General features: G+C 42.2%; 18 protein-coding genes. 17 read left to right on the top strand and 1 reads right to left on the bottom strand.

From position 1 onward, the window contains the following. Nucleotides 1–122 precede the first annotated feature (122 nt). From rimP to infB, 3 genes are read left to right on the top strand one after another with little or no spacing between them, the layout of a single operon-like run. Nucleotides 123–584, top strand: coding sequence for a ribosome assembly cofactor RimP (gene rimP / locus FLP08_RS06290; protein WP_156275115.1), 462 nt, complete (start codon nucleotides 123–125; stop codon nucleotides 582–584). Between the two features lie 12 nt (nucleotides 585–596). Then, nucleotides 597–1,829: a transcription termination factor NusA gene (gene nusA, locus FLP08_RS06285; protein WP_156275113.1), complete on the top strand. Its 1,233-nt coding sequence runs from the start codon at nucleotides 597–599 to the stop codon at nucleotides 1,827–1,829. A gap of 52 nt (nucleotides 1,830–1,881) precedes the next feature. Further along, nucleotides 1,882–4,641, top strand: coding sequence for a translation initiation factor IF-2 (gene infB, locus FLP08_RS06280; protein WP_156275112.1), 2,760 nt, complete (start codon nucleotides 1,882–1,884; stop codon nucleotides 4,639–4,641). Between the two features lie 201 nt (nucleotides 4,642–4,842). Here the strand turns inward: infB and FLP08_RS06275 are convergent, their stop codons facing one another. Continuing rightward, nucleotides 4,843–5,232 carry an SPOR domain-containing protein gene (locus FLP08_RS06275; protein WP_156275111.1) on the bottom strand — a complete coding sequence of 130 codons (390 nt, stop codon included), beginning with the start codon at nucleotides 5,230–5,232 and terminating at the stop codon, nucleotides 4,843–4,845. Between the two features lie 226 nt (nucleotides 5,233–5,458). On the opposite strand from FLP08_RS06275, the gene FLP08_RS06270 reads away from it, so the two are divergent. From FLP08_RS06270 to FLP08_RS06205, 14 genes are all read left to right on the top strand, one after another. Next, nucleotides 5,459–6,811 (top strand): c-type cytochrome, encoded by a 1,353-nt coding sequence (locus FLP08_RS06270; protein ID WP_156275110.1) that lies wholly within the window; start codon nucleotides 5,459–5,461, stop codon nucleotides 6,809–6,811. A 48-nt stretch (nucleotides 6,812–6,859) separates the two neighbouring features. Continuing rightward, complete coding sequence (locus FLP08_RS06265; RefSeq protein ID WP_156275108.1) at nucleotides 6,860–9,916, top strand: TAT-variant-translocated molybdopterin oxidoreductase; 3,057 nt, start codon at nucleotides 6,860–6,862, stop codon at nucleotides 9,914–9,916. 35 nt (nucleotides 9,917–9,951) lie between these two features. Further along, complete coding sequence (gene nrfD, locus FLP08_RS06260; RefSeq protein ID WP_156275106.1) at nucleotides 9,952–11,766, top strand: NrfD/PsrC family molybdoenzyme membrane anchor subunit; 1,815 nt, start codon at nucleotides 9,952–9,954, stop codon at nucleotides 11,764–11,766. Between the two features lie 5 nt (nucleotides 11,767–11,771). Beyond that, nucleotides 11,772–12,293 carry a DUF3341 domain-containing protein gene (locus tag FLP08_RS06255; protein WP_156275104.1) on the top strand — a complete coding sequence of 174 codons (522 nt, stop codon included), beginning with the start codon at nucleotides 11,772–11,774 and terminating at the stop codon, nucleotides 12,291–12,293. 12 nt (nucleotides 12,294–12,305) lie between these two features. Then, nucleotides 12,306–13,007 (top strand): c-type cytochrome, encoded by a 702-nt coding sequence (locus FLP08_RS06250; RefSeq protein WP_156275102.1) that lies wholly within the window; start codon nucleotides 12,306–12,308, stop codon nucleotides 13,005–13,007. A gap of 18 nt (nucleotides 13,008–13,025) precedes the next feature. Next, entirely contained in the window at nucleotides 13,026–14,432 is a 1,407-nt protein-coding gene (locus FLP08_RS06245; protein WP_156275101.1) for a quinol:cytochrome C oxidoreductase, read from the top strand. A 33-nt stretch (nucleotides 14,433–14,465) separates the two neighbouring features. Next, nucleotides 14,466–15,638 carry a cytochrome c oxidase subunit II gene (locus tag FLP08_RS06240; RefSeq protein WP_156275100.1) on the top strand — a complete coding sequence of 391 codons (1,173 nt, stop codon included), beginning with the start codon at nucleotides 14,466–14,468 and terminating at the stop codon, nucleotides 15,636–15,638. Between the two features lie 37 nt (nucleotides 15,639–15,675). Beyond that, complete coding sequence (locus tag FLP08_RS06235) at nucleotides 15,676–17,499, top strand: cytochrome c oxidase subunit I (protein WP_156275098.1); 1,824 nt, start codon at nucleotides 15,676–15,678, stop codon at nucleotides 17,497–17,499. A 137-nt stretch (nucleotides 17,500–17,636) separates the two neighbouring features. Then, entirely contained in the window at nucleotides 17,637–18,659 is a 1,023-nt protein-coding gene (ruvB, locus tag FLP08_RS06230; protein WP_156275096.1) for a Holliday junction branch migration DNA helicase RuvB, read from the top strand. A 241-nt stretch (nucleotides 18,660–18,900) separates the two neighbouring features. After that, complete coding sequence (locus FLP08_RS06225) at nucleotides 18,901–19,218, top strand: GIY-YIG nuclease family protein (RefSeq protein ID WP_156275094.1); 318 nt, start codon at nucleotides 18,901–18,903, stop codon at nucleotides 19,216–19,218. Nucleotides 19,219–19,361: 143 nt separating this feature from the next. Next, entirely contained in the window at nucleotides 19,362–20,693 is a 1,332-nt protein-coding gene (locus tag FLP08_RS06220) for a cytochrome P450 (protein WP_156275092.1), read from the top strand. Nucleotides 20,694–20,852: 159 nt separating this feature from the next. Then, the gene (locus FLP08_RS06215) at nucleotides 20,853–21,959 is read left to right on the top strand and encodes a nickel-binding protein (protein ID WP_156275090.1); all 1,107 of its coding nucleotides are present in this window, start codon (nucleotides 20,853–20,855) and stop codon (nucleotides 21,957–21,959) included. A 366-nt stretch (nucleotides 21,960–22,325) separates the two neighbouring features. Continuing rightward, nucleotides 22,326–23,027 carry a hypothetical protein gene (locus FLP08_RS06210; RefSeq protein WP_156275088.1) on the top strand — a complete coding sequence of 234 codons (702 nt, stop codon included), beginning with the start codon at nucleotides 22,326–22,328 and terminating at the stop codon, nucleotides 23,025–23,027. 262 nt (nucleotides 23,028–23,289) lie between these two features. After that, nucleotides 23,290–24,639, top strand: coding sequence for a cytochrome-c peroxidase (locus FLP08_RS06205; RefSeq protein ID WP_156275086.1), 1,350 nt, complete (start codon nucleotides 23,290–23,292; stop codon nucleotides 24,637–24,639). Nucleotides 24,640–24,677: the final 38 nt, after the last annotated feature.

Below are 24,677 nucleotides of genomic sequence, written 5' to 3'. Positions count from 1 at the left end.
AAACATTCTTACTATTTCATTTATTTTCACGTTTTTATACTTGAAAAATATTGCTATATTTGCAGCGTTGAAACTAAAAAAAGTACAGCGAGGGGACAGAAGTCCCCTCTTTTTATAAACATATGCTGAAGGATAAGGTAGAAAAGTTAGCAGAGAAGGTATTCGAAGAAAATAATTCCTTATTTTTAATAAGCCTTGATGTAAACTCCGCCAATCATATCAAGATTGTAATAGACGGTGATGAAGGTGTATCGGTAAATGACTGTATCATGGTGAGCCGTGCCATAGAGCACAACCTGGACAGGGAAGAGGAAGATTTTTCTCTGGAAGTTACTTCGGCAGGGGTCTCCGAACCTCTTTTAATGCCAAGACAATTCAAAAAGAATATAGGTCGCAGGTTAAAGGTGAAGACCGAGAATGAAAAGTTCGAAGGTGACCTGGTATCTGCAGATGAAAACGAAATAAAGCTTTCATGGAAAGCAAGAGAGCCAAAACCGGTAGGTAAGGGCAAAGTTACAGTTCAGAAAGAGGCGGTTTTGCCCTATGCTGAAGTTGTGGAAGCAAAAGTTAAAATAACATTTTAATCACAAATTGATATGGAAAATATCGCGTTGATTGAGTCATTCTCAGAGTTTAAAGATGATAAACTGATAGATCGTGTAACGCTGATGGCGATCCTTGAGGATGTTTTTAGAAATGCTTTGAAGAAAAAGTATGGAGAAGACGATAATTTTGATATTATTGTAAACCCTGATAAAGGAGATCTTGAGATTTGGAGAAACCGAATCGTAGTGGCAGATGGTGAAGTTGAGGATTCTAACAGGGAAATCTCCCTTTCTCAGGCAAGAAAGATCGAGCCCGATTTTGAAGTTGGTGAGGATGTTTCTGAAGAAGTGAAGCTGGTAGATCTTGGAAGAAGAGCGATCCTGGCCCTGCGCCAGAATTTGATCTCAAAGATCCACGAGCACGACAACACGAATATTTACAAGCAGTTCAAAGATCTTGAAGGTGAGATCTATACTGCAGAAGTTCATCATATAAGGCACAGAGCCATTATTCTTCTTGATGATGAAGGAAATGAAATAGTGCTTCCTAAAGACCGTCAGATTCCTTCAGATTTCTTCCGTAAAGGAGAAAATGTAAGGGGAATCATAGAAAGCGTCGAATTAAAAGGTAACAAGCCTACCATTATAATGTCCAGAACCGCTCCAGGTTTCCTTGAGAAGTTATTCGAACAGGAGATCCCTGAAGTTTTTGATGGTTTGATCACGATCAAGAAAGTAGTGCGTGTTCCTGGTGAAAAGGCCAAGGTGGCGGTAGATTCTTATGATGACAGGATCGATCCCGTTGGTGCCTGTGTGGGTATGAAAGGTTCCAGAATTCACAGTATTGTACGTGAATTGGGGAATGAGAATATAGATGTGATCAATTTCACCAATAATGAGCAGTTATTTATCACCAGAGCATTAAGTCCGGCGAAAATAACTTCCATTAAAATGGATGAAGAGGCTAAGACCGCTGAGGTTATGCTGAAGCCGGAAGAAGTTTCCAAGGCGATTGGTCGAGGTGGGCACAATATTAGATTGGCTGGTCAGCTAACCGGTTATGAGATAGATGTGTACCGTGAAGGTGTAGAGGAAGATGTTGAGTTAAAAGAATTTACAGACGAGATTGAAGATTGGGTGATCGCCGAATTTTCAAAGATTGGTCTGGATACAGCGAAAGCTGTTTTAGAGCAGGATGTAGATGATCTTGTTCGCCGTACAGATCTGGAAGAAGAGACCATTAAAGATGTGATGGCCGTGCTTCGTTCAGAATTTGAAGAATAATATTATTTAGAGTACAGAATACAATTAAAGAGAGTAATTTAGAGGGCAATTTATGGCAGAAGCGAAAACAACGCGATTAAATAAGGTTCTACGTGAGTTCAATATCTCGTTAGACAGGGCTGTGGAATTTCTTAATTCCAAAGGCTACGAGATAGACGCACGTCCAACTACCAAGATCTCGGGAGAAATCTACGAGGTGCTTTCTGACGAGTTCGAAACCGACAAGAGTAAGAAGAGGGCTTCTAAGGAAGTTGGTGAAGAGCGTAAGAAAGAGAAGGAAGAGCTGCGCAAAGAGATCGAAGAGAAGCGCAAGGCTGAAGAAGTGGAGAAGAAGGAGAAAGAAGAAGCGATCTCGGCCAGAGCTAAACTTGAAGGTCCTAAGACCGTAGGTAAGATCGACCTGGATAAGAAACCAGGCGAAAAACCTAAAGAAGAAGAAAAAGCCGACTCTAAAGAAGACGCCAAGGAAACTCCAGCCGAAAAACCTGTCAAAGAAGCTGAAGAGACCAAGCAACCTGAGAAGCCTGCTGCCAAAGCTGAAGAGAAAAAGCCGGAGCAGAAGGCCGAAACTCCTCAAGCCAAAAAAGAGGAGCCTAAGAAAGAGGAATCTAAAAAGGAAACTGCCGAAGCCACTAAAGAGGAGGCCAAGGAAGAGTCCAGTACTATAGAAACCAAGTATACCAAGCTTAGCGGTCCTAATTTCACCGGAAAAAAGATCGACCTTTCCCAATTCAAGAAGCCTACTAAGAAGAAGGATGAGAAGAAAGACGATAAGAAGGATGATAAGGATAAGCGCAAGAAGCGTCGTCGCCGCATCAGTAAAGATGTAAAAGGCGGAGGCGGTAACCAGCGTGGTGGCCAGAAAGGCGGAAAAAGAAGAAGTAAACCAATTACCAAGGAGGAGCCTACCGAGGAAGAAGTACAAAAGCAGGTGCGTGAAACACTTGAAAAACTTCAGGGTAAATCTTCTAAAGGTAAAGGTGCGAAATATAGAAGAGAGAAAAGGGATCAACACCGTCAAAGATCTGAGCAGGATCTTGCACAGCAGGAATCTGACGAAAAGATCTTAAAGGTGACCGAGTTCGTTACCGTAAGTGAGGTGGCTACCATGATGGATGTCTCTGTAACCCAGGTCATCTCTGCATGTATGTCACTGGGTATGATGGTGACCATGAACCAGAGACTGGATGCCGAGACCTTAAGTATCGTTGCTGAAGAATTTGGTTATGAAGTAGAATTCACTACGGCCGATGTTGAAGAGACCGTAGAAGAGGTGCAGGAAAATCCTGAAGATCTTGAAACAAGAGCGCCTATCGTTACCGTAATGGGTCACGTTGACCACGGTAAGACATCGCTTCTTGACTACGTTCGTAAAGAGAATGTAATTGCCGGTGAGAGTGGGGGTATTACCCAGCACATCGGGGCTTACGGGGTGAAACTTGATAACGGGCAAAAGATCGCCTTCCTGGATACACCGGGTCACGAAGCCTTTACGGCCATGCGTGCTCGTGGTGCTCAGGTTACCGATATCGCGATTATCGTGATCGCTGCAGATGATGATGTGATGCCTCAAACAAAAGAGGCCATTTCTCACGCTCAGGCGGCGGGAGTACCTATCATCTTCGCGATCAACAAATCTGATCTTCCAACGGCGAACCCTGAAAAAATTAAAGAAAAACTTGCTGCCATGGACCTTCTTGTAGAAGACTGGGGTGGTAAGATCCAATCACATGATATTTCTGCCAAAACAGGAATGGGTGTTAAAGAATTGCTTGAAAAAGTACTTCTTGAGGCCGAGATCCTGGAATTAAAGGCAAACCCAAATAAACTGGCTAAAGGTACAGTAGTGGAGGCCTTCCTTGATAAGGGACGAGGTTATGTAGCTACTATCTTGGTTCAGGCCGGTACCCTGAAAGTGGGTGATTATGTACTTGCAGGTCGCCATAGTGGTAAGGTGAAAGCCATGCACGATGAGCGAGGAAAAGAGGTTAAGGAGGCTGGTCCTTCAACGCCGGTATCTATCCTTGGTCTTGATGGTGCGCCGCAGGCCGGTGATACCTTCAAGGTGATGGAAGATGAGCGTGAAGCCAAGGATATCGCCGCAAGACGTACTCAGTTGCAACGTGAGCAGAATGTTAGAACTCAGCGTCACATTACGCTAGATGAGATTGGTAGACGTATTGCTCTAGGAGACTTTAAAGAGCTAAATATTATTCTTAAAGGGGATGTGGATGGTTCTGTGGAGGCGCTTACAGATTCCTTCCAGAAACTGTCTACTGAAGAGATTCAGGTAAACATCATCCACAAAGGAGTAGGTGCGATCACTGAAAGTGATGTGTTGCTTGCTTCAGCTTCAGATGCGATCATTATCGGATTTAACGTTCGTCCGGCAGGAAATGCCAGAATGGTGGCCGATAAGGAAGAGATCGATATCAGAACTTACTCGATCATCTACGACGCGATCAACGACCTTAAGGATGCGATGGAAGGAATGTTGTCTCCAGAATTGAAAGAAGAGATCACAGGTACTGCCGAGATCAGAGAGACCTTCAAGATCTCCAAGATCGGAACCATTGCAGGTTGTATGGTTACTTCAGGAACTATTTACAGAAGTGCCGGAGTTAGACTTATCCGTGATGGTGTGGTAGTGTACACTGGAGAACTTGCTTCGCTTAAGCGTTTTAAAGATGACGTGAAAGAAGTGAAGAAAGGTTACGACTGTGGTATGCAGGTCAAGAACTACAACGATATTAGAGAAGGGGATGTGATCGAAGCCTTTAGAGAGGTAGAGGTTAAGAAAACCCTGAAATAAGATCTATTTCAATAAGTTAAAAAGCGGCTGTGAGAACAGCCGCTTTTTTATTTTACAGCCTTCTGAAAGGCTGAATAAAAGCAATTTTAAGGATCTCATTGTTTTAGGAATGAGGCCTTAAATACTCGTTTAAGGTCTTAAAAAAACCTCACGGGTTGGTGAAACCTGTGAGGTCTAGTTCAATACTTCTTTATTTTAGATCTATTTTCTCTGTGGTTTTGGGATAAAAGCGTTTGGGAAGTTCTCCTTTACTTTAATAAGCGCTCTGTCTGCTTCCAGGCGGTTTCTGAAATTGCCTACCCAAACCTTGTAATTTGGTGCCTCATAGGTGATTTGAGAAGGATAGGAGTAGATGGCGCGGTATTTCTGTATCACTTCATTGGCCTCTCCATTATCACCGTAAAATAACTGTATCACGAAGCGGTCTCTTATCTCGTTATTCTTGTTCAGCTCCCGCTTGACTTCCATCAATTTCTCGATTTTTTGATCTTGTTCAATGTTCACATTTCCTTGTTGAGCAGTGGCCTGCAAACTTGAAAAAAATATAAATCCCGCGATAGCAAAAAGATGGAAGGCATTTGGTTTTCTCATAGTATTTTAACTTTTTGACAAATGTAAAATTAAATAACTTAAACAGGTTATAATTTATTATTTAGAACTAATATAAATTAGTCATTAACACTTATGTAACATTCCTAAAATCGTCTGTATGTATTACTTTTGTGCCTGAATTTAAAGGTACCTTTTTAGGTTTTTAGCCCTAAAATACTGAGTGTAAAAACCGTACCAAAGTTTAGACGTTAATCGAACTTATAATATGAAAAAGGTGAATTTCCGCCATTCAACTTCGCGACAACTACTCTTAAGCGTAGCATTCTTATTTACATTTACTCTTTCAGGGTTCTCGCAAGCCCAGGCGCAAGATACAACCGCTCAGGCTGAGGCCGGGCAGGAGGCTGCTGCAGATGCTGGCGGGTCTTCATTAGGTGATCCTGCTGCAGGTAAAGAATTATTTAATTCTTTATGTGCTGCCTGTCACAAACCCTATTCTAATTCCATTGGGCCTGCCCTGCATGGGGTGACAGAAAGGCGTGAAATGGATTGGATCCATGAGTGGGTGAAGAATTCTTCTGCTCTTATCGCGAGTGGGGATGCTCAGGCTAACGAGATTTATAATGAGTGGAATCAGACGGCGATGCCGGCTTTCCCGCAGTTGAGCAACGGAGACATCGATAATATCCTGGCTTATGTAGAGCAGCCAAAACCTGAGCCGCAGGCAGCTAGTGCTGCTGCAGGTGGTGAAGCTGGAACTTCCGGAGGTGCTGGTGGTGTTTCTACTAACGTAATTCTTGGGATCCTTGTTTTTGTATTGGCTATCCTGTTGGTGGTATTGTTCCTGGTGAACAAGACTCTAAGGAATTTTGCTGACGCTTCAGGGATCGTGATCCCGGAAAAGCCAAAAAGAAAACCTATCCATAAAGCTTTTGTTGAGAACCAGTTCCTAATGCTGGTAAGTTCGATCGTTGTTCTTTTGGCGGTTGGGTACTTCGCTTACGGTTGGTTAATGCAGGTTGGTGTAGATAAAGGTTACCAGCCAATCCAGCCAATCCACTACTCTCACAGAATTCACGCTGGTGACAACCAGATCGAGTGTAAGTACTGTCACTCTTCTGCAAGGACTTCTAAGCATTCGGGGATCCCTTCTCTAAATGTTTGTATGAACTGTCACAAGGCGATCGCTGAAGTTGCTCCTGAAACCGCAACTGAGGAATACTCCAAAGAATTTTATGACAAGGAAATTCAGAAGCTGTACGATGCTGCTGGCTGGGATCCTGCTTCCAGAACTTATTCTGGAGACGAGAAACCGGTGAAGTGGGTTCGTATTCATAACCTTCCGGATTTCGCATATTTCAACCACTCTCAGCACGTAAGTGTTGCTGGAATCGAGTGTCAGAAATGTCACGGACCTATCGAAGAGATGGAGATCGTGTATCAAAATGCTCCTTTAACCATGGGATGGTGTATCAACTGTCACCGTGAAACCAATATCAGGATCGAGGGTAACGAATATTACGAGAAGATCCACGAGGAGTTGTCTAAAAAATATGGTGTAGAAGAGCTTACTGCTGCTCAGATGGGCGGATTGGAATGCGGTAAGTGTCACTATTAAAATCCTGGAATTCAGGTATAATTTAAGAAGCTAATATCTAGATATAATATGTCATCAAACAAGAAATACTGGAAAAGTGTTGAAGAGCTAAATGAAAACAGCTCTGTTGTTGAGACGCTCCAACAAAAGGAATTTACTGAGGAGATCCCGGTAGAGGACTTCCTTGGGGATAAAGAAAGTCTTGGGGATTCAAAAACTTCAAGAAGAGATTTCCTTAAGTATGTTGGATTCAGTACAGCAGCGGCATCACTGGCTGCCTGCGAGGGCCCTGTGGTAAAATCCATTCCTTACGTGGTGCAACCTGAAAGGATTGTGCCTGGAATCGCGAATTATTACGCGTCTACGATTGCCGATGGTTTCGACTTCGCAAGCGTACTGGTAAAAACTCGTGAGGGTCGACCAATTAAAATTGAAAATAATGATCTATCGAAGTTCAAGGGTGGGGTGAATGCCCGTGTCCATGCTTCGGTACTTTCTTTATACGATACAAAAAGGGTAAAACGCCCTATGATCGAAGGAAGAAATGTTTCCTGGGAAGAATTTGACCGCGAGGTTAAATCTAAACTGGAAAATGCGAACGGAGAGATCGTTCTTCTAACGCAAACATTTGCCAGTCCTTCTACAACTAAACTTATTCAGGAGTTTTCAGAGAAGTTCGGGAACGTTCGTCACGTAGTGTACGATACGGTTTCTGAAGATGCTGCTTTGAACGCTTTTGAAGCTAAGTATGGTAAACGTGCCCTGCCAAACTACGACTTCTCGAAAGTTAAGACCGTGGTTGGGGTAGGTGCAGACTTCCTTGCAGACTGGCAGGGAGGTGGCTTCGATGCTGCTTATGCCAAGACCAGAATTCCTGAAAACGGAAAAATGTCCCGTCATATTCAGTTCGAATCTAATATGTCTCTTACCGGGGCAAACGCAGATAAGCGTGTGCCTTTAAAACCTTCTCAACAGAAAGCTGTAATGTCTGCGCTTAGAGGATATGTTGCCGGTGGTTCTTCTACCAGTGACCTTCCTTCTAATATAGACGACGCGGTAGTGAAAGCTGCGAGTCAGTTAAGAAAAGCCGGAAGCGGTGCTGTGGTGGTTTGTGGTCTTCCAGATGATGAAGCTCAAAAATGGGCGCTGGAGATCAACGAGGCTCTTGGAAGCCGCGTGATGGATACTTCTAATGCCAGAATGATCCGTCAGGGTAGCGGTGGGGAAGTAGCCCAGTTAGTTAAAGATATGAACAATGGTAGTGTTGGTGCTCTTTTGATCGCCGGCCTTAACCCGGTTCATACGCTTCCTAATGGAAAAGAATTCACCGAAGGTCTTAAGAAGGTAGAAACGGTAGTAGATTTCTCTACCAGGACCGATGAGACCACGAAATTAAGTAAATACGTAGCTGCAACTCCGCATTACCTGGAGAGCTGGGGAGATATCCAATTCAGTGAGAAGTCTTTCAGCCTGATGCAGCCAACCATAAGACCTTTATTTGATACCAGACAATTCCAGGATGTGATCCTAAGATGGTCCGGTAACAATAAGTCTTATTACGAATATATCAAAGACACCTGGTCTGCCGGACTGGGTGACAGAAACTGGAGTGAAGTACTTCATGACGGAGTATTCGAGGCTACTTCTCCGGTAGCTGCGACTGCTTCTACATCCTCTTCTAAGATCTCTTACAATGTGGATGAGATCGAAGGTGACGGATTCGAATTAAGTCTTTATACCAATACAGCTATAGGTGATGGTCAGCAGGCCAACAACCCATGGTTGCAGGAGATGCCAGACCCGCTAACCAGAGCGAGCTGGGATAACTACCTTACAGTTTCTAAGGCCGATGCCGAAGCGCTTGGTCTTGTGAACGAGCATATTGCCAATGGTGGTCTTAACGGAAGTTATGTGAACATCAGTGTTGGTGACGCGGTGGTTCAGAACGTACCTGTATACATTATGCCAGGTCAGGCGAAAGGATCTGTAGGTCTTGCGCTTGGTTATGGTAGAAAAGCGGGGATCCAGTCTGAAATGCAGACAGGAGTGAACGCTTATCCGTTGTATAAGAACTTCAGTTCTGTTCAGAAAGTGAAAATTGAAAAGGCTGCGGGAATGCATGAATTTGCATGTGTGCAGTTGCATAATACCTTAATGGGTAGAGGGGACATCATCAAGGAAACTACCTTGGAGGTGTTCAATAGTAAAGATGCCCATGTTTGGAACAAAACTCCGGAAGTATCTCTTGATCACCAGGAGACTCCGGTAACTTCTCCAGAAGTTGATATCTGGGAAAGCTTTGACAGGTCTACCGGGCCGCACTTTAACCTAAGTATAGACCTTAATGCCTGTACTGGTTGTGGTGCCTGTGTGATCGCTTGTCATTCAGAAAACAACGTTCCTGTTGTTGGAAGGGAAGAAGTTAGGAAATCCAGGGATATGCACTGGTTGCGTATCGACCGTTATTTCTCTTCTGAAGAAAGCTTTACCGAAGACCTTGAGAAGAAAGAAAATATTGGTGGGCTGGGAAGTTCTCTTTCAGAATTTGGAGAGCTTGAGCAGGCTGCAGACAATCCTCAGGTTGTATTCCAGCCGGTAATGTGTCAGCACTGTAACCATGCGCCTTGTGAAACTGTATGTCCAGTTGCGGCAACTTCACACGGTAGACAGGGTCAGAACCAAATGATCTATAACAGGTGTGTTGGTACGAGATACTGTGCGAACAACTGTCCTTACAAAGTGCGTCGTTTCAACTGGTTCAACTATGCTCAGAATGATGAGTTCGATTACCACATGAACAACGACCTTGGTAGAATGGTGCTTAACCCAGATGTTACCGTACGTTCCAGAGGGGTTATGGAAAAATGTTCTATGTGTATTCAAAAAACTCAAAAGACGATCCTTGATGCTAAGCGTGAAGGAAGAACGATCAAGGATGGTGAATTCCAGACTGCTTGTTCTGCGGCTTGTGATAAAGGAGCGATGGTCTTTGGAGATGTGAATAACGAGGACTCAAAAATTCTTGAAAAGAAAAATGATGACAGGATGTATCATCTGCTTGAGTATGTAGGTACAAAACCAAACGTGATGTACCAGACTAAAGTTAGAAATACAACCGAAGCTTAATATAACGAATAACTAAGAATCAATCAGATAAGGATATGTCTCATTACGAAGCACCTATACGAAAGCCTCTAGTTACCGGGAACAAAAGCTATCACGATGTGACTGTTGATGTTGCTGCTCCGGTTGAAGGAAGGGCTAATAAAACCTGGTGGATAGTTTTTGCTATTTCCCTTGTTGCCTTTCTTTGGGGTGTTGGATGTATAGTATACACAATTTCTACAGGTATAGGTACCTGGGGATTAAACAAAACAGTAGGTTGGGCCTGGGATATTACCAACTTCGTATGGTGGGTAGGTATTGGTCACGCCGGTACTTTGATCTCTGCCGTATTACTTTTATTCCGCCAGAAGTGGAGAATGGCGATTAACAGGTCTGCAGAGGCGATGACCATCTTCTCTGTAATGCAGGCGGGTCTTTTCCCTTTAATCCACATGGGTCGTCCATGGCTGGCATACTGGGTACTTCCAATCCCTAACCAGTTTGGTTCTCTTTGGGTGAACTTTAACTCACCGCTTCTTTGGGATGTATTTGCGATCTCTACTTACCTTTCGGTTTCACTTGTTTTCTGGTGGACTGGATTGTTACCTGATTTCGCGATGATACGTGACAGGGCTATCACGCCTTTCACTAAAAGAGTTTACGGAATATTATCATTTGGATGGAGTGGACGTGCCAAAGACTGGCAGCGTTTTGAAGAAGTATCCCTGGTACTTGCCGGTTTGGCAACACCACTGGTACTTTCTGTACACACCATCGTATCTTTTGACTTCGCAACTTCGGTAATCCCGGGATGGCACACCACCATTTTCCCTCCTTACTTCGTTGCGGGTGCGATCTTCTCTGGATTTGCCATGGTAAACACCCTGCTTATCATCATGAGAAAGGTTTCTAATCTGGAAGATTATATTACTATTCAGCATATCGAATTGATGAACATCGTGATCATGATCACAGGTTCTATCGTTGGTACTGCATATATTACCGAGTTAGTGATCGCATGGTATTCAGGGGTTGAATACGAACAGTATGCATTCCTTAACAGGGCTACCGGACCTTACTGGTGGGCATACTGGAGTATGATGACCTGTAACGTGTTCTCTCCACAGTTCATGTGGTTCAAGAAACTGCGTACCAGCATTATGTTCTCTTTCTTTATCTCTATTGTTGTGAACATCGGGATGTGGTTCGAGCGTTTCGTGATTATCGTGACCTCGCTTCACCGTGATTACCTTCCGTCTTCATGGACCATGTTCTCTCCAACATTTGTAGATATCGGGATCTTCATTGGTACAATCGGGTTCTTCTTTGTATTGTTCCTTCTTTATGCACGTTCGTTCCCAGTGATCGCTCAGGCAGAGGTAAAGACAATCCTAAAGGCTTCCGGAGAAAAGTACAAGAAACTAAGAGAAAAGCATGGTGATGATGTATTGCATTATAATCCAGAAACAATAGGAAGAAACCCTGTTCGTAACGAAGAAGAGGGAGTTCACCATAAGATCGAGGATACCGAGCATACCAAGAAAAAAGAGGCAGACCATCCACATGAGGATACGGTTAATGCTGATGGAATGGTTGTTTCAGAAGTGATGAAAGACCGTATCGACGAAATGCTTTCAAGAATTGGTACTTACGATCCAAAGACCCAGGAAGCAGATGATCTTACCAAACTTAAGAATGTTGGGCCGCTATTACAGCAGCACCTGCACCAGGTAGGGATCTATCTATTCGATCAGGTAAGTAAATTAACAGAAAAAGATTTTGATTTGCTGGACGAGGTGATCGAGAACTTCCCTATCCACGAGAATAGAGAAGGATGGGTAGCTCAGGCAAACAAACTAAAAAATAAATAATCAGGATGGCATCTAAAGTTTTACACGCTATTTACAGAGATGACGATCTGCTTCTACAGGCCGTAAAGCAGATTCGTGAGGCACGCTATCATATAGGTGAGATCTACTGCCCATTCCCGGTTCACGGGCTTGATAAGGCAATGGGTCTTGCTCCAACAAGACTGGCCATTACTTCATTCCTTTACGGATTGGTTGGACTTTCTGTAGCAATCGCTATGATGAATTTTATCATGATCGAGGACTGGCCTCAGGATATTGGTGGTAAACCAAGTTTCAGTTTCTTCCAGAACATGCCGGCTTTCGTGCCTATTATGTTCGAATTAACTGTATTCTTTGCCGCTCACCTTATGGTGATCACTTTCTACATGAGAAGTAGATTGTGGCCTTTTAAGAGTGCAGAAAATCCTGATGTAAGAACTACAGATGATGTATTCCTGATGGAAGTAGATGCAGCAAATCATAATATCGATGACCTGACCGACTTTTTATATAAAACAGGTGCATCTGAAATTAAATTAATAGAATAATAAATAGTGATAATGAGAAGTTTATTCCATAAAACTATAGGATTTTGTTTGCTTGGCGTTGCAGTAATATCCTGCCAGGACAAGGAAGATCCAAACTATCAGTACATGCCAGATATGTATGAATCTGTAGGTTATGAAACTTATGGTGAGTACGAGGTGTTTGAGAATGGTCAGGAAGCCAAATTACCGGTAGAAGGTTCTGTGCCTCGCGGGTGGTTGCCTTACGATTATGAAAATAACGCCCAGGGTTATGAAGCTGCCAAAGCAAATCTTAATAACCCGATTCCTTATACTGAAGATAACCTAGCTGAAGGTAGGGCTCTTTACACTATTTATTGCGCCGTTTGTCACGGTGATAAAGGAGCTGGTAAAGGTATTCTTGTAGAGAGAGAAAAGATATTAGGGGTTCCGTCTTACGATGATGCAGGACGTGCGATCACCGAAGGTAGTGTATACCACGTGATGTACTACGGAATCAATAACATGGGTTCTTATGCTGCCCAGACGACCATCAAGGAACGTTGGCAGATAGATCACTATGTGATGAGCCTGAAAGATAAGTTGGAGGGTAAACCTGAAAGAGAATTTGAAGAAGAGACCGAGCAGCCAACACAGCTCCTTCCTTCCAGAGCCGATGCTAATCTATACGATGATGCCGGTGACATTAACTCTGAGCAGGAAAACCAGAACAACCAAACCGAAACTCAAGAATAAAGATTTAGATCTATCGATATGTATACGCTATCCAGTAAATTAAAATTAACAGCAATCATTTTTATGGTTGTTGGCGCAATAGGTCTCATTTATGGATTCATCGCTGCACCAGATACCGTAGAAGAGGTTAAGGAAATGATGGCTTCTGAACATCACGGTGAAGGGCACGCTGCAGATGATGCCGCTGAAATTCACGTTGAGCAGCTTCCCGGAGAAACTGTAGAAGTGGAAGATGTTCAGGGATACGAAAGCGAAGTAGCTCACACCGAAGGAGAACAGCATGCTGAGGCTGGTCACGGTGAAGAAGCTTCTCATGAAAATGAACATTACGAACATATTCTGCACCAGTTGCAGAACAAGCCATGGGCTGCTCTTTATGTAGCTGCGTTCTTTTTCTTTATGATCTCTTTGGGTGTGCTTGCGTTCTATGCGATACAATACGCTGCCCAGGCAGGATGGTCTCCGGTACTTTTCAGGGTAATGGAAGCTATTACCGCTTACCTGTTACCAGGTGGGATCATTGTATTTGTATTATTAGTGCTTTCAGGTCTTCACCTGAACCACCTTTTCGTGTGGATGGATCCTGAAGTTGTAGCTCATGACGAGATTATCCAGGCTAAGACTGCTTATCTTAACGTTCCTTTCTTCCTTATCAGGGCTGCGATCTACCTTGGAGGATGGGCATTCTTCAGACACTTGCTTAGAAAGAACTCTATCAAGATGGATGACGCTACAGATCTAACTTACTTTAAAAAGAACTTTAAACTGGCGGCAGGATTCCTTGTGTTCTTTATCGTTACCGAGTCTATGATGTCTTGGGACTGGATCATGAGTTTAGATCCGCACTGGTTTAGTACCTTATTTGGATGGTTCGTATTTGCCAGTCTTTTTGTATCTGGAATTACTACCATTGCCATAATGAGTATATATCTTAAAAAACGAGGATACCTTGAATTTGTGAACGACAGTCATATCCATGACCTTGCTAAGTTCATGTTCGGGATCAGCATCTTCTGGACCTACCTTTGGTTCTCTCAGTTCATGTTGATCTGGTATTCTAACATCCCTGAAGAGGTTGTTTACTTTATCCAGAGAATGGAAGATTACCCGATCCTGTTCTTCGGAATGCTGGTAACCAACTTTATCTTCCCTGTGTTGCTGTTGATGAATAGTGATTATAAGCGAGTGAACTGGTTCGTAATAATGACCGGTATCGTGATCCTGATTGGTCACTATCTTAATGTATATGTTCTGGTAATGCCTGCGACGGTAGGAGAATCCTGGTTCATCGGAATTCCTGAGATTAGTGCTGTGTTGTTGTTCGCCGGATTGTTTACTTTTATAGTATTCAACTCCCTGACCAAAGCGCCACTTCTAGTGAAAGGAAATCCTTTCATCAAGGAGAGTAAGCACTACCATTATTAATAAAGATTGATTGTTTAAAGAAGAACTTATAAAATGACCGTATTTTTAGTAATCATAGTACTAGCACTTCTGGCCGTAACTGGTTGGCAGATCTCTAAGATATTTCAGTTATCCCAGAGACCCGATGCCGATACTTCTCAGGTTGCAAATGATAAGGATAACCGCCTGAATGGTATCCTGATGTTGGCTTTTGTTATTTTCCTTTATGTAATAACTATCTATTGCTTCTGGGAATATGGAAGGTTCTATCTTCCTGAAGCGGCTTCAGAGCACGGTGGAGAATATGATACTTTGATGTTCATCTCTATCGCCCTTATCATGGTGGTACAGATCATCACCCAGGGACTGCTACACTTCTTTGCCTTTAAATACAAGGGAAAGAAAACCAATAAAGCCCTTTTCTACGCAGATAATGACAAGCTGGAATTCATCTGGACCATTATCCCGGTGATCGTTCTTGCAGGTCTAATCATCTACGGATTGTTCACCTGGAGTGATATCATGAATATCAACGAGGAGGAAGATCCTATGGTTATTGAACTATACGCATACCAGTTCGACTGGAGAGCAAGATATTCTGGAGAGGACAACACTCTTGGAAAAGCCAATGTTCGTTTTATCGAAGGTGTGAACCAGTTGGGTGTAGACGAATCAGATTCTTACGCCATGGACGATAAAGTGGTTACAGAGCTTCACCTTCCAGTAGGAAGACCAGTGGTCTTTAAATTAAGATCTCAGGATGTATTGCACTCAGCTTACTTCCCGTTCTTTAGAGCACAAATGAACGTTGTGCCAGGTATGATCACCCAGTTTGGCTTTACTCCAACCATCACTACTGAAGAGATGCGTGAAAGCGAGTATATGGTAGACAAGGTGAAGAGCGTGAACGAAGAGAGAAACGAGAGAAATAAAGAACTTATAGCTCAGGGGGAACCAACCCTGGATACTTACGAATTTGACTATTTCCTTCTATGTAACAAGATCTGCGGACAGGCGCACTACAATATGCAGATGAAGATCATTGTAGAGTCTGAAGAAGATTTTAATGCATGGTTAGAGGAGCAGCCAACCTTCGGTTCTACTATGGAAGATCAGAACAAGGATGCAGAAGAGCCTGCAGATGCCCAGGAACCGGCATCTGGAGAAGGAGAGCAGGAGACGGAAAATGCGCCGCAAGAAGATGACGCAGTGGCAGCAGTAGATTAGTTAGATAAAGAACAAATTAAGATAAAGAATTAAAGATATGTCAGCAATTGCAAACGCACCGGCACACGATCACCACGATGATCACGGACATCATCATAAGGAAACTTTTATAACAAAGTATATTTTTAGTACGGATCATAAGATGATTGCCAAGCAATATCTTATCACCGGGCTTATCATGGGGATCGTTGGTATCGCGATGTCGATCCTGTTCCGTATCCAGCTTGCCTGGCCAGAGCAGTCCTTCTGGGTATTTGAAGCCCTATTAGGAGATAAATGGGCTCCAGACGGAGTAATGACTCCAAGTATGTACCTGGCCCTGGTTACAATTCACGGTACCATCATGGTATTCTTTGTACTTACTGCCGGGCTAAGTGGTACATTCTCAAACTTATTAATTCCGTTGCAGATTGGTGCGAGGGATATGGCCTCAGGATTCCTTAACATGGTTTCTTACTGGTTGTTCTTCCTTTCTTCTGTGATCATGCTAAGTTCTTTATTCGTTGAATCTGGACCTGCCATGGCTGGATGGACCATCTATCCTCCGCTTAGTGCATTGCCACAGGCGATCAGCGGTTCAGGAACAGGGATGACGTTATGGTTAGTGTCTATGGCGATCTTTATTGCATCTTCTTTGCTTGGATCACTTAATTATATCGTAACCGTACTTAACTTAAGAACAGCCGGAATGTCTATGACCAGGCTTCCGCTTACTATCTGGGCTTTCTTTGTAACTGCTATTATCGGGGTGGTATCTTTCCCTGTTCTTTTATCGGCTGCATTGCTATTGATCATGGACAGAAGTTTTGGTACTTCTTTCTTCCTAAGTGATATTTTTATCCAGGGAGAAGTATTAAGTCATCAAGGTGGTTCTCCGGTATTGTTCGAGCACCTTTTCTGGTTCCTTGGTCACCCAGAGGTATACATCGTATTACTTCCGGCACTGGGGATCACTTCGGAGATAATTGCGACGAACTCACGTAAACCTATTTTCGGATACCGTGCGATGGTTGCTTCGATCCTTGCGATCGCATTCCTTTCAACTATTGTATGGGGGCACCATATGTTCGTATCTGGTATGAACCCGTTCCTTGGATCGGTATTTACCTTTACAACGCTGTTGATCGCGATCCCTTCCGCAGTAAAAGCATTTAACTATATCACCACTCTTTGGAAAGGAAATTTACAGATGAACCCGGGAATGCTGTTCTCGATAGGTCTGGTATCTACTTTCATTACTGGTGGTCTTACAGGTATTATCCTTGGGGATTCAACTCTTGATATCAACGTTCACGATACTTACTTCGTGGTTGCTCACTTCCACCTGGTAATGGGTATCTCTGCACTTTACGGTCTTTTCGCCGGGGTGTACCACTGGTTCCCTAAGATGTTTGGTAGAATGATGAACAAGAACCTTGGTTATATCCACTTCTGGGTAACCGCGGTTGGTGCTTACGGGGTATTCTTCCCAATGCACTTTATTGGTATCGCAGGTCTTCCAAGACGTTATTATACAAACACGAATTTCCCGTATTTCGATGATTATGCAGATGTGAACGTTATCATTACCGTTGCTGCGATCATCACTGCTCTTGTACAGTTGGTATTCATCTACAACTTCTTCAGCTCTATTTTCTTCGGGAAGAAAGCTGTTCAGAACCCTTGGAAATCGAATACTTTAGAGTGGACTACTCCGGTAGAACACATCCACGGAAACTGGCCAGGAAAGATCCCGTCTGTATACCGTTGGGCTTACGATTACTCTAAGACCCGTGAGGACGGAGAGTATGTGATCCCGGGTCAGGATTTCGTTCCGCAGACCGTTCCATTACAGGAAAATGAAGAGGAGCTGAATCACTAGTTTCCCATTTAGATAAAATTTTTGAAAAGCCTTTTCCCTCACCGGAAGGGGCTTTTTTAATTATCTTTACTGCTGAAATATCTTCCGGGTATTTGCCCTGATTTTTCTTATATTCAACCGGATAATCAAAATTCAAAATGAACGAAAACCTCGATGCTAGTGGAGATAATTTTTCTCCCGAAGAATTTGATATAGAAAGAGCTTTAAGGCCGCTTAGTTTTGACGATTTTGCCGGTCAGGAACAGGTGCTTGAGAATCTTCAGGTCTTCGTTCAGGCGGCGAACTTAAGGGGTGACGCTTTAGACCACGCCTTGTTTCATGGCCCACCGGGTTTGGGAAAAACCACCCTTGCTCATATACTGGCCAACGAACTTAATGTCGGTATAAAGGTTACTTCTGGACCGGTTCTGGATAAACCCGGTGACCTGGCCGGTCTTCTGACCAATCTGGATGAACGTGATATACTTTTTATAGACGAGATACACAGGCTGAGCCCTATAGTGGAAGAGTACTTGTATTCTGCCATGGAAGATTATCGTATAGATATCATGATCGAAACTGGACCAAATGCCAGGACCGTGCAGATCAATTTGAACCCTTTTACGCTTATTGGGGCTACCACACGCTCAGGCTTACTTACAGCGCCTATGAGAGCGCGTTTTGGTATTTCCAGCAGACTACAGTATTACTCGACCGAATTGCTTTCAGGCATTGTGGAAAGGAGTTCTGAGATACTTAAAGTTCCTATCACCCAGGAGGCGGCCATCGAAATTGCCGGTCGTAGCCGTGGGACACCAAGGATCGCCAATGCGCTTCTTAGGAGAGTGCGTGATTTTGCCCAGATTAAAGGAAACGGAAAGATAGATATAGAGATCGCTAAATTCGGATTGAAAGCCTTGAATGTGGATGCCCATGGGCTTGATGAAATGGATAACAAGATCCTGGAAACCATTATCGATAAATTTAAAGGTGGTCCTGTTGGGATTACTACCCTGGCCACGGCAGTGAGCGAAAGTGCTGAAACCATTGAAGAAGTTTACGAGCCATTCCTTATCCAACAGGGATTCATTTACAGAACTCCGCGAGGTAGAGAAGTGACCGAACATGCCTATAAGCACCTGGGAAGGATCAAAGGCAGCACTCAGGGCGGATTGTTTTAAGTTTTGTTTTTGGAGAGATTCCGATTAGTATTCTAAATTTTGGTTTGGCCATGTCTCAGGATCTCAATGATATTATCATCGGAAATTTTGATAGGGACTATTCTTAAAATTCATCGCTAAAAAAATGTCAGGCTGAGCGCAGTCGAAGCTTTAAATCGGCAAAGATATTCCAGGCACAATTTTGAGTTTGATTTGAAAGGGATGTCCGGCTGAGCGCAGTCGAAGCCCATAAAAGCGGACTATGTTTTTTTATTTTGTATATATTCTTAAATGCTCAGACAATTCCTACTACGTGGGAATAACCAATGATTTGGAAAGAAGAGTGCGCGAGCATCTCAGAGGATTTAATAAAGAATGTTATACATTCCGGCGAAGACCCGTTGAATTAAAATTTAGTCAGGAATTCAACAATGTATTGCAGGCTATATATTTTGAAAAGAAGTTAAAAGGATGGTCCAGATCCAAGAAAGAAGCATTGATCAATGATGATTTTGATAGGTTGAAAATTTTATCAGAATGCAGAAATGCTACCCATTTTAAATACAAGCCGGATAAATAGACACTTCGACTGCGCTTAGTGTGACAATGGTAAATTCTAAGATTTCAGATATTTATTGAAAATCCTGATTTTAATTTCTGATTAAATATTAAAATATAACCGCCGGTATAAGCCCAGGAAAACAGAAAAAAAGAAAAAGCAACATGAGTAAGAATAAGAATATACCTGAAGTTTCTTTACTCCGTTTTCTGAGGCATTCCATGAATATCCTTAAAAATCCGCTGCCTTTTCATCATAATAATTTTGAACAGAAAGGGGATACCTTCCGCCTGAATATAGGTTTAAATAAATCGGTTATTTTCTCCAGGGACGCTGGTTTATTGGAGTATGTTCTTCAGAAGAACCAGAGAAACTATGTGAAGTCTGAAATTCAGACCAAGGACCTTGTGAAATATGTTGGAGAAGGTCTGCTGACCTCAGAAGGGGAACACTGGAAAAAGCAACGAAAGCTCATTCAGCCCGCTTTTCATAAAAAGCAGCTTGCCAATCTAATGGGAGCGATAAAACAGGCTATACTTTCAGAATACCAAAGAATTACTACCGAAGAGAAAATAGATATCTTCCCGATCTTTAATGACCTGGCTTTTCAAACAGTGGTAAAATCACTCTTTAGCAGCGCAGCGAATCAGGAGGAGATCAACAGGCTGCAATTTATTACCGAAGAAACTCAAAAGATGCTGGTTAAAGAACTACGTCAACCTTATTTAGGCTGGTGGTTTAAAGCAAGCGGAAAAATAGGGAGTTACCTTAAGCTTACCCGGGAGGCGCGACAGATCTTAAAAGCTATCGTGAAAGAACGCCGAGCTGCCGGTGAGAAATATGATGATCTACTGGATATGCTGCTGGAAGCCAAATATGACGATGGTAGTTTTATGGATGAAGAGCAGCTGATAGATGAGATCCTGATCCTCTTCACCGCCGGGCATGAGACTACCTCGAATGCACTTACCTTTATTGCTCAGTTGCTGGCCTTACATCCTGAATGGCAGGAAAAGATACTTGAAGAAAGAAAGGCTTTGTACGCAGAATCAGATGACCTTATGAATTTTGTTTCCAAAGCTAAGGTGACTCAGCAGGTGATCGAAGAGGGGATGAGGCTATATCCTCCTGCTTACTTTATAGACAGGGTGAATGTGGAAAAAGATGATTTTAATGGTATGAAACTGGAGCCACGGGAAAACTTGTTATTTTCTGTACATGAGATCCACAGGCATCCCGATCTATGGGAAAACCCGGATGATTTTCTTCCGGAACGTTTTGCAGATGGTGGAAGGAAGTTCTCATCACAATATTTTCCTTTTGGGGCAGGTCCTAGAAAATGTATAGGAAATAATTTTGCCATGTTCGAAATGATCATCGCGGCTTCTGAACTTGTCGCAGGTTTCAAAATTCAACCTGTTTCAGATAAGATCGAAATTAAGCCGCTTATCACCTTAAAACCTAAGGATGCCTTTCTGAAATTTGAAAAGCGTTAGCAGAATTGGTCTTACCTCAATAATCATCTTTATATTTCTTGTATAAAATAAGGGGTAGAACCCATTGCCGTAAGTAAACTTTAATACTTATTTTTATAAAATTTCCGCCCTACCTGTTTAAACTACTGGTGCTTTCTTTTTTAAACTAAAATTAAAGTTATGCCGGTATATATGGATCTTCACATTGGTCAGGGTCTTACTGCAGAAGATGTGGCTATGGCTCATCAGCTCGACCTAAAACATCAGGATAAATTTAACTGTAAGTGTCTTACCTACTGGGTGGACGAGCCAAGGGGGAATGCGTATTGCTTGATCGAAGCACCTGACAAGAACGCGGTATATGAACTTCATAAAAAAGCCCACGAACAAATGCCAGATGAGATCATAGAGGTGGACCGTAGAGTTATAAAAGCCTTCTTGGGGAGGATACATGATCCTGAAGTGGTCGATTATATCATAGATCAGAAAATTAAGGTAATAAATGACCCGGCGTTCAGAGTGATTCTGATAGTTCAGTTTAAGGATAGAATTAATTTGATTCACGAACTTGGTGTAAAGAAAGCCAATGATCTAATTACAAAAGCTGAAGGAATTATCCGGAATCTAATTAATAGGAACCAGGGAGTAGATTCTGAAGATGAAGGTGATGAGATCGTTGCTACATTTACTTCTGCTATCCAGGCTCTTTTATGTGCAATAGATATACAAAATTTTCTAAAGTCTGATATTGATAGTTTAGGCTTGAGAACGGGGATTCATGCTGGGAATCCTGTGGAAAAGGGAGAAGAGCTTTTCGGATCAACTCTAAAACTCTCAAGATTTTTATGCAAGATTTCAGATGGAAATAAAATTTACATCTCGAATTCGGTAAAAAATTTACTTGAATGCGCCAATGAAAAATCTCTTTTGGTAAATGAACAGGTAAAAAGCCTATCCAAAAACGATGAGGAGTTTCTCACAGATCTATTAAAAATTCTACACTCCAACTGGCAAAATTCAGATTTTGAAATTGAAGATTGTTATAAGGCGATGTCTATGAGTAAATCCCAGTTCTATAGAAGATGTGTGGAAGCAACCGGAACTTCAGCAAACAGGTTGCTCAGAGATTTCCGACTCAATAAGGCGAAGCAAATGCTAAAGGAAAAAGATCTGAATGTTGCGCAGACCGCTTTCGAGTGTGGCTATAACAGCCCGTCTTACTTCACTAAATGTTTTCAGAAAAAATTCGGATTAAGGCCACAGGTATTTATGGAAGCTACGGTTTAAAACCAGAAAAATAAAATTTCTGTTTTTCTTTAATTTTAACCGTGAAACCTTACCGGGGCTTTGCATGGTCATTTTGTGCAAATCTTTGAACTTTTTGTTATACAGAATATTCAGCTCTTGAGTTAACTTCACTATGTAATTACAAACTCTGGATTTCTTACTTCCCTTCATTCTGGCGTAGGATACGTCAATAATAGAAATCTAATTTATCCTGTATTTAACAGACCATTTAAGCTGAAGCAATTAAAAAATGTTTCAGCAGGAAAATCTTTGCGCCTTAGATCGCATACCATCGAAATTTATGTTTTGCTATTCCTTCATGAAGTAGGTGTTAATAACTGAATTATTAATTAAAAATGAAGAACGATGAAAAATCTAATCAAACTATTGGCAATACTGGCATTTATATTTACTTCCTGTGAAAAGGATTCATCTTATGTGGATTCAGATATAGAAGGAATTAATATTCATTCAGAAGAATTGATTATTGGTAAGGGAAAATCCAATACAGTGAAAACTACCTCAGATGTTTTTAATCCAATCCTTGGAGAAGTGGTTGGTGAAGCAACTTTACTGAGAAATCAAAATGGATTATCCTTTAGCTATAAGTCAGACGGACTGACCCCTGGTTATGCTTATACCATGTGGTGGGTGATCTGGAATAAACCTGAGAATTGTGCTACCCCGGGAGCCTGTCTCGATCCAGATGTTGCGAATCCAGACGTGGAGGTTTCCATAATGGCTGCGGGAGGACATGTAGTAGGTAAAAGCGGCAAAGGTTACTTTGGTGGCCATATTAATGAAGGAGACGATTCCGGATCTGTGAATGAGCTTCTGGGTTTACCCCCAGCCGGAGGATTGCAGGAAGGGAATTCTTTTGGTGCCGAAGTGCATCTTGTAGTAAGAAGCCATGGCCCCGCCATTCCTGGAGAGGTTAGCGAGCAGATAAGCACGTATGTAGGAGGTTGTGATGCTCCATTCGCATTTCCTCCATTTAGCGAGATTCCAGATGAAATTGGAGAATGTGGCGAAATTGAAGCGGCAATATTTGCTCCAGTAGAGATGTAATTATTAAATCCCTGGATTACTGAAGGGGAGTTCAGGGATTCTAATAAACACACCGCTCAAATTCAGCTTAACCATTTTAATACGCACTTAAGATAACTGAAGTAAGCAGAGTCGCTTTTTTCAAATCTTAATGAGCTTTATTCATCCTCCAGTTTCTAAAGGTAGATGAAAGTGATCCCCGAATTTTTGAAGGGAGAATTCGGGGATTACTAATCATATAATAAGATGATTTCCTTCACTTCAACCATTCCATTTTTAAATCATGAAACCAAGATCCTTAAAATACAGTTTGGGTTTAGTCATATTACTAATTTTATTCAGCTGCTCCCTGGGGGAAGAGTCTTATTATACAGATCTTCCTGATGAAATTCTGGAGCTTAGGATTAAGGAACTACATGGAGCCAGGAAACAACTGCTTCTTCCTTCTTCTTCAGATCTTGAAAATATACCGGCAGATCCAGGAAATCCTTTAACCAAGGATAAAGTCTTATTAGGTCAGTTGCTATTTCATGAAACAGGTTTCGGACTTGCTCCGGAAATGGAAATTGGAAAAGAAACCTATTCCTGTGCAAGTTGTCACCATTTCAAAGCTGGTTTTCAAAGCGGAATTATTCAGGGTATAGGAGAAGGCGGGGTAGGATTTGGAATAAAAGGCGAGTCTAGGCATGCCAGTAGTGATTATCCTGAGGAATTGCTGGATGTGCAACCTATTAAAACACCTAGTGCCTTAAATGTGGCTTTTCAGGAAGTAATGCTTTGGAATGGTCAGTTTGGTGCTTTGGGTATAAATCAGGGAACAGAAGGATCATGGACATCAGGCACTCCTAAAGAGAATAATCATCTCGGTTTCTCAGGTGTGGAAACCCAGGCTATAGCGGCATTAACTGTGCACCGACAGGTGATAGAATCAGATCTGGTATTTAATAAGACCTACAAGAAGCTGTTTGATAAAGCTTTTCCTGAGATTCCTCAGGATAAAAGATATACTAAGATTACCGCGGGTTTGGCTATTGCTGCTTACGAAAGAACTTTATTGCCCAATGAAGCTCCTTTTCAAAAATGGCTGAAAGGGAATAAGAACGCCATGAGTACGGTAGAAAAAGAAGGAGCCCTGCTTTTCTATACTAAAGGTAAATGCTATACCTGCCATTCAGGACCAGGGATGAATGGAATGGGATTTCATGCGCTGGGGATGAAAGATCTCCAGGGGGCGAATGTTCATAAGCCAATAGATGAAATTACCAAAAAGGGTAGAGGAGGATTTACTCTTGATCCGGAAGACGATTTTAAATTTAAGACTCCGCAATTATATAATTTAAAAGATGTGCAGTTTTATGGTCATGGAGGAAGCTTCAGAACTTTGCGTGAAATTATAGAATATAAGAATAAAGCAGTTCCAGAGAATGCTGCGGTTCCTGTCGATAATCTTTCACCTTTATTTGAGCCTCTTGATCTAACCGATTCTGAAATAGATAAGCTTACCTATTTTATTGAAAATTCGCTTTATGATGATCGTTTATCCAGGTTTGTTCCGGAAAGCTTACCTAGCGGAAATTGTTTTCCGAATGCCGATCCTCAATCAATGGAAGATCTTGGATGTATAGACCAGTAAGTCTGAATTAATTTCCCCTTTAGACAAAAACTAATTCA

Origin of the sequence: Christiangramia aestuarii (assembly GCF_009735585.1) — a bacterium.
Classification (GTDB): Bacteria; Bacteroidota; Bacteroidia; order Flavobacteriales; family Flavobacteriaceae; genus Christiangramia; species Christiangramia aestuarii.
Note: the sequence above shows the minus strand (reverse complement) of the source record. Positions and strands in the feature narration are given on the sequence as shown.

Coding starts and splice junctions, on each gene's coding strand:
- rimP (WP_156275115.1), top strand. CDS start 123: ATGCTGAAGGATAAGGTAGAAAAGTTAGCAGAGAAGGTATTCGAAGAA.
- nusA (WP_156275113.1), top strand. CDS start 597: ATGGAAAATATCGCGTTGATTGAGTCATTCTCAGAGTTTAAAGATGAT.
- infB (WP_156275112.1), top strand. CDS start 1,882: ATGGCAGAAGCGAAAACAACGCGATTAAATAAGGTTCTACGTGAGTTC.
- FLP08_RS06275 (WP_156275111.1), bottom strand. CDS start 5,232: ATGAGAAAACCAAATGCCTTCCATCTTTTTGCTATCGCGGGATTTATA.
- FLP08_RS06270 (WP_156275110.1), top strand. CDS start 5,459: ATGAAAAAGGTGAATTTCCGCCATTCAACTTCGCGACAACTACTCTTA.
- FLP08_RS06265 (WP_156275108.1), top strand. CDS start 6,860: ATGTCATCAAACAAGAAATACTGGAAAAGTGTTGAAGAGCTAAATGAA.
- nrfD (WP_156275106.1), top strand. CDS start 9,952: ATGTCTCATTACGAAGCACCTATACGAAAGCCTCTAGTTACCGGGAAC.
- FLP08_RS06255 (WP_156275104.1), top strand. CDS start 11,772: ATGGCATCTAAAGTTTTACACGCTATTTACAGAGATGACGATCTGCTT.
- FLP08_RS06250 (WP_156275102.1), top strand. CDS start 12,306: ATGAGAAGTTTATTCCATAAAACTATAGGATTTTGTTTGCTTGGCGTT.
- FLP08_RS06245 (WP_156275101.1), top strand. CDS start 13,026: ATGTATACGCTATCCAGTAAATTAAAATTAACAGCAATCATTTTTATG.
- FLP08_RS06240 (WP_156275100.1), top strand. CDS start 14,466: ATGACCGTATTTTTAGTAATCATAGTACTAGCACTTCTGGCCGTAACT.
- FLP08_RS06235 (WP_156275098.1), top strand. CDS start 15,676: ATGTCAGCAATTGCAAACGCACCGGCACACGATCACCACGATGATCAC.
- ruvB (WP_156275096.1), top strand. CDS start 17,637: ATGAACGAAAACCTCGATGCTAGTGGAGATAATTTTTCTCCCGAAGAA.
- FLP08_RS06225 (WP_156275094.1), top strand. CDS start 18,901: ATGTTTTTTTATTTTGTATATATTCTTAAATGCTCAGACAATTCCTAC.
- FLP08_RS06220 (WP_156275092.1), top strand. CDS start 19,362: ATGAGTAAGAATAAGAATATACCTGAAGTTTCTTTACTCCGTTTTCTG.
- FLP08_RS06215 (WP_156275090.1), top strand. CDS start 20,853: ATGCCGGTATATATGGATCTTCACATTGGTCAGGGTCTTACTGCAGAA.
- FLP08_RS06210 (WP_156275088.1), top strand. CDS start 22,326: ATGAAAAATCTAATCAAACTATTGGCAATACTGGCATTTATATTTACT.
- FLP08_RS06205 (WP_156275086.1), top strand. CDS start 23,290: ATGAAACCAAGATCCTTAAAATACAGTTTGGGTTTAGTCATATTACTA.